The organism is Kitasatospora sp. P5_F3 (assembly GCF_054049135.1).
In genome coordinates this window covers 1-5,069 of sequence record NZ_JBFUMY010000165.1, presented here as the reverse complement: position 1 = coordinate 5,069, position 5,069 = coordinate 1, and the positions used below count along the sequence as shown (strand labels likewise).

General features: G+C 74.1%; 6 protein-coding genes. All 6 read right to left on the bottom strand.

Annotated elements, in window-relative coordinates:
* The coding region (locus ACXJMZ_RS36945) for an ABC transporter permease (protein WP_457034373.1) at nt 1–1,284 on the bottom strand (1,284 nt) is incomplete at its 3' end.
* On the bottom strand, nt 1,281–1,955 hold the full coding sequence (locus ACXJMZ_RS36940) for an ABC transporter ATP-binding protein (protein ID WP_457034372.1): 675 nt from the start codon (nt 1,953–1,955) through the stop codon (nt 1,281–1,283). The genes ACXJMZ_RS36945 and ACXJMZ_RS36940, both read right to left, overlap by 4 nt.
* Nucleotides 1,952–2,206, bottom strand: a complete 255-nt coding sequence (locus ACXJMZ_RS36935) for an SHOCT domain-containing protein (protein WP_457034371.1) — start codon at nt 2,204–2,206, stop codon at nt 1,952–1,954. The genes ACXJMZ_RS36940 and ACXJMZ_RS36935 overlap by 4 nt, the downstream gene beginning before the upstream one ends.
* Before the next feature lie 131 nt (nt 2,207–2,337).
* Nucleotides 2,338–3,000, bottom strand: a complete 663-nt coding sequence (locus tag ACXJMZ_RS36930) for a response regulator (RefSeq protein ID WP_457034370.1) — start codon at nt 2,998–3,000, stop codon at nt 2,338–2,340.
* Nucleotides 3,001–3,003: 3 nt separating this feature from the next.
* Nucleotides 3,004–4,182 (bottom strand): sensor histidine kinase, encoded by a 1,179-nt coding sequence (locus ACXJMZ_RS36925; protein ID WP_457034369.1) that lies wholly within the window; start codon nt 4,180–4,182, stop codon nt 3,004–3,006.
* Nucleotides 4,183–4,322: 140 nt separating this feature from the next.
* The coding region (locus tag ACXJMZ_RS36920) for a helicase associated domain-containing protein (RefSeq protein WP_457034368.1) at nt 4,323–5,069 on the bottom strand (747 nt) is incomplete at its 5' end.

The window sequence follows — 5,069 nt, the reverse complement described above, 5'->3', positions numbered from 1 at the left end:
GCCCAGCAGGGCGGCGCCGAGCGCCACCCGCGCGGGACGGGCCCGCCCGCTCGCCGCCGTGTCCACGGCGGTCTCGCGCAACGCGGCCAGCGGAGCCGTCCGCCCGGCCCGGACGGCGGGAAGAAGGGCCGAGCCGAGCGTGACCAGGACGCCCACCGCGAGCGGCAGCGCGATCGCGACGGCACCGATCACCATCCCGCCTGCGGGCAGCGAGAACCCGAGCGCCGAGAACAGCGCCTTGAGCCCGGCCGCGACGCCGATCCCGCCGAGAAGCCCGGCCGCCGAGGCGAGTAGGCCGACGGCCAGCGCCTCGCCGAGGGTGGCCCCGAGCACCTGCCGGCGGCTCGCGCCGAGCGCCCGCAGCAGCGCGTTCTCGCGGGTGCGCTGGGCGACCACGATGGCGAAGGTGTTGTGGATGGTGAACGTCGCCACCAGCAGCGCGATACCGGCGAAGACCAGCAGCAGCGTGGTGAACATCGACAGGAACCGGCCCGACACGTCGGCCGTGGACTCGGCCGTCGCCGCCTCCCCGGTGACCGCCTCGACACCCGCCGGCAGCACCGGGCGCAACTGGTCGACCAGCTGACGCTGGCTCACCCCGTCGGCCGCGCGGACCCGGACGGCACTCGCCTGCCCTTCCGCCTGCGGCAGCAGGTAGCGCCCGGCATCGGCGCGAGTGAGTCCGGTGAAGGTGCTCGGGCCCATCCCGTCGGCGTCGGCGCCGAAGGTCGCGATGCCGACGACGGTGATCCGGACCGGATCGGGTGTGCGCAGCACGGTGGTGTCGCCGACCTTCAGGTCGCCGGCCTTGGCCGCGCCCCGGTTGATCACGGCCTCGCCGGGCGCGGCGGGCGCCCGGCCCTCCGCCAGGCGGTACGGGTTGAGCGTGCCGTCCTGCAGCCAGTTCCCGGCGAGGGTGGGCGGCCCTTGGCCGCCGATCGGCTGGCCGTTCTTCCCGATCAGCTGGCCGGCGCCCTGGACGGTCGGCTCGGCGGCCGCCACTGCGGGCACGGTGCTCAGCCGGTCGGCGAGCGAGGCTGCCACCGGTGCCCGGACGCCGCCGGCCACATAGGGCGCGTCCAGGACGTCGGCGCTGCGGACCACCGCGTCGGTACCGGCGTTGGCATCGGCGAACAGGGTGTTGAAGTTGGCCTTCAGGGTGTCGCCGAGCACCATCGTGCCGACCAGGAAACTGACGCCGAGCAGGATCGACAGGAACGTCCCGGCCAGCCGGCGCCGGTGCGCCCGCAGCGAGCGCAGGCTGATCCGCAGAGCAGCGTTCATCGGACGCCACCCCCGGCGGAGGTCCGCTCGAAGGCCTTCATCCGGTCGAGCACCCGGTCTGCGGTCGGCTCGCTCATCGAGTCGACCAGGCGGCCGTCGGCAAGGAAGAGGACCTCGTCGGCGTGCCCGGCGGCGGTCGGGTCGTGGCTGACCATCACAACCGCCTGCCCCATCACGTCCACGGCCTGCCGCAGCAGGCCAAGCACCTCGGCGCCGCTGCGGGAGTCCAGGTTGCCTGTGGGCTCGTCCGCGAAGACCACCTGCGGCCGTCCGGCCAGCGCCCGGGCTACGGCGACGCGCTGCTGCTGGCCGCCGGAGAGCTCGCTCGGCCGGTGGCTCAGCCGGTCGCCGAGGCCGATCACGTCGATCAGCGCGTCCACCCACTCCCGGTCGGGCTCGGCGCCGGCCAGGTCGAGCGGCAGGGTGATGTTCTCCCGGACCGTCAGCGTCGGGACCAGGTTGAAACCCTGGAACACGAAGCCGATCCGCTCGCGCCGCAGGACCGTCAGCCGGCGGTCGTTCAGCGTACCGAGTTCGGTGTCGCCGATGTACGCGCTGCCGGCGGTGAGCGTGTCCAGCCCGGCCGCGCAGTGCATCAGCGTGGACTTGCCCGACCCGCCGACCCGCGCGGCGGCCTGCGGCCGCACCCCGGTGCTCACTTCGGTGCTCACTTCGGACCACCGCCCGCCCGGCCCTCGGTCAGCACGGCGCGCCGGGCGCGGTACTCCTCGGCGTCGATCTCGCCGTTGGCGTACCGGCGGCCGAGGGTGGCGAGCGGGTGGTCGCCGCCGCAGCCCCGGCGCCAGAGCGTCCGGCGCAGCACGAGGACGACCAGGAAGACCACGGCCAGCCAGAACAGCGGGATCAGCAGGATCCACGGCCCGGGCCAGGCGCCGTCGGCGTGGGCGAGCAGGGTGTACATGGGTCCATCTCCTCGGTCGGAAGGCTCGTCTCTCAGGACGCTCCGAGCCTCCCGCCGCACCCACCCCCACCGCGTCGTACGTGCAGCGGCTGTGCCGGTACTCCCCGGGGAGTAGGCCGTCAGCCGTCGCCCTAGCCGAGCCAGCCGGGGCGGACCAGGCCGGACTCATAGGCGAGGACGACGAGTTGGGCCCGGTCGCGGGCACCTAGTTTGACCATGGCGCGGCTTACATGGGTCTTGGCGGTGAGCGGGCTGACCACAAGGCGGCGGGCGATGTCCTCGTTGGAGAGGCCGAGGCCGACCAGGGCGACCACCTCGCGCTCGCGCTCGGTGAGCACGTCCAGATCCGCCGTGCGCGGCTCCTTGGAGCGGACGGCGAACTCGCCGATAAGCCGGCGGGTCACACCCGGAGAGAGCAGCGCGTCGCCTGCCGCCGCGACGCGGACGGCGCGCAGCAGGTCGCCGGGCTCGGTGTCCTTCACGAGGAAGCCGGCGGCGCCGGCGCGCAGCGCCTCGAAGACGTACTCGTCCAGCTCGAAGGTGGTCAGTACCACCACCCGGACACCCTCCAGCGCCCGGTCCTCGCCGATCCGGCGGGTGGCCTCCAGGCCGTCCAGCCGGGGCATCCGGATGTCCATCAGAACGACGTCGGGCCGCACTTCGGCCGCCAACCGGACGGCCTGCTCCCCGTCGTCCGCCTCGCCGACGACCTCGATGTCCGGCTGCGCGTCCAGCAGCGCCCGGAATCCCGCGCGCACCAGCATCTGGTCGTCCGCCAGCAGCACCCTGATCATGCGTCACCCCTCCGTCGGCAGCCAGGCTCTCACCTGGAAGCCGCCGCCGTCGCGCGATCCCGCCTCGAGCGTGCCGCCGAACGCGGCCACCCGCTCGCGCATGCCGATCAGCCCGGTGCCCGAACCGCCCGCCTCGCCCCCGCCCGCCGGGCCCGGGTCCTCCACCAGGACGGTGAGCCCGGCGTCCTCCCAGCCCAGCAGCACGGTCGTCGTCCGGGCCGCCGAGTGCCGGATCACGTTGGTCAGAGCCTCCTGGACGATCCGGAACGCGGCCAGCCCGAGCGCCGCGGGGACGTCCCGGGGCGCGCCCTCGACCCGGACGGTGACGGTGAGACCGACGTGCCCGGCCTGGGCGACCAGCTCGTCCAGGCGGTCCATACCCGGTGCCGGGGTGCGCGGGGCGGCGGCGCCCGGGCTACGCAGGGTGCCGAGCACCTGGCGGACCTCGCCAAGCGCCTCCTTGCTGGCCGCCTTGATGGTGGTCAGCGCGCTGCGGACCTGCTCGGGCCGGGTGTCCATCAGCTCCAGCGCCACCCCGGCCTGGACGTGGATCAGCGAGATGCTGTGGGCCAGGATGTCGTGCAGCTCGCGGGCCATCCGCAGCCGTTCCTCGTCCAGCCGGCGGCGCTGCGCCTGCGCCTCGGCGGCCCGAACGGCCTCGATCTGCTGCCGCCGGAAACGCAGAATCTCGGCGCCCGCGAAGACCAGCAGCAGCCACGCGATGACGCCCAGCTCCTGCCAGCCGCCGACCCGCCCGGCCGAGGTGCGCAGCCAGTCGTCCGGCAGCACGTAGGCAAGCAGTAGATGGCCGGCGTAGAACACGCCCGCGCATGCCCAGGCGACCCGGCGCCGACCGAGCTGCACGGCACCCACGAATGCCACCACCATGCTCAGGAACACCGGCCCGTACGGGTACCCGGAGAGCAGATAGGCCAAGGTGACGGCGGTGGTGCCGGCCATCACCGCCACGGGGCACCTCTTCCGCAGCACCAGCAGGGCGGGGCCGAGCAGCAGCAGCAGGTAGGCGAAGGCGTCCACGGCGACCGGCCCGTGCTGCTTGCGGGCGGCGAAGGTGGTGCCGACCACCTGGACCGCCGCCACCAGCACGGAGGAGGCCACCGGCCAGCCCGCCTTGGCGGCCCGGACCCACGGAGGCTGCCAGGGCGGGCGTACGTCGGTCATGCCGGAAGGCTAACGGCGGCCCCCACCCCCTGTCGTCAGCCCGCGGCAGTGGGCGCGCCTACTCCCGGCGCAGTACACGCACCAAGCACACGGGCGGCCTCCCGACCAGTTCGCGGGCTGCCCCGTGCGCGGCCGTGCTGCTACTGGTCGGCGGCGCAGTGGTGGTTCGCCTCGATGTACTCCCCGTCGGTGAAGTCGGTCCCCGTCGACCAGCCACAGGCGGAACACTCGGCCCGGCCCTCCCAGCCGATCTCGAAACCGTCGCCCCGGTCGCAGTCGTGGTCGGCGTCCACGCTGGTGCCGTCCTCAAACTGGGTACCGCCCCCGTCACCGCACGCGTCACACGTCCAGTCGGCGGACCAGGTAACCGCGCCCTGGTGCTGCTCCTGCGCCTGCTGCTCGGTCTGGACGGTGGACAGCGCCTCCAGCAGGGCAATCTGCTGGACCGTCAGCTTCCCGTCGGCGGTGGCCTTCTCCTGCTTGCGCAGCCACGCACCCGGGCGGAAGGCCGGATCCGCGTCGCCGCCGGTGCGGTTGGCGGGGCCGTCCAGGGTGCCGCCGGCGGCGAGGTAGGCGAGCAGGCGCCGGTAGGAGCGGTTCCAGTCCGGGTCCAGCCGCCACCCCGCATCCAGCGCGGTCAGCTGGGCGTCCTGAGCAGCCGACAGCTTCGTGTTCTTGCGCTGGCGCCCGACCCACGCGCCGACCGCGTGCCCGTCCAGCTTCTCGGCGGCCGGGACCGCCAGGTGCCCGTACGTCTCGGCCCAGGCCCGGGCGTGGGCGTAGCCCCGCTCCCAGGAGCGGGCGTGCTTGTCCCAGATCATGCCGAGCTGGTCCAGCTCGTTGACCCGGACCGGGGCCAGCAGGCCGGCCCCGCCCAGGTAGCGCTG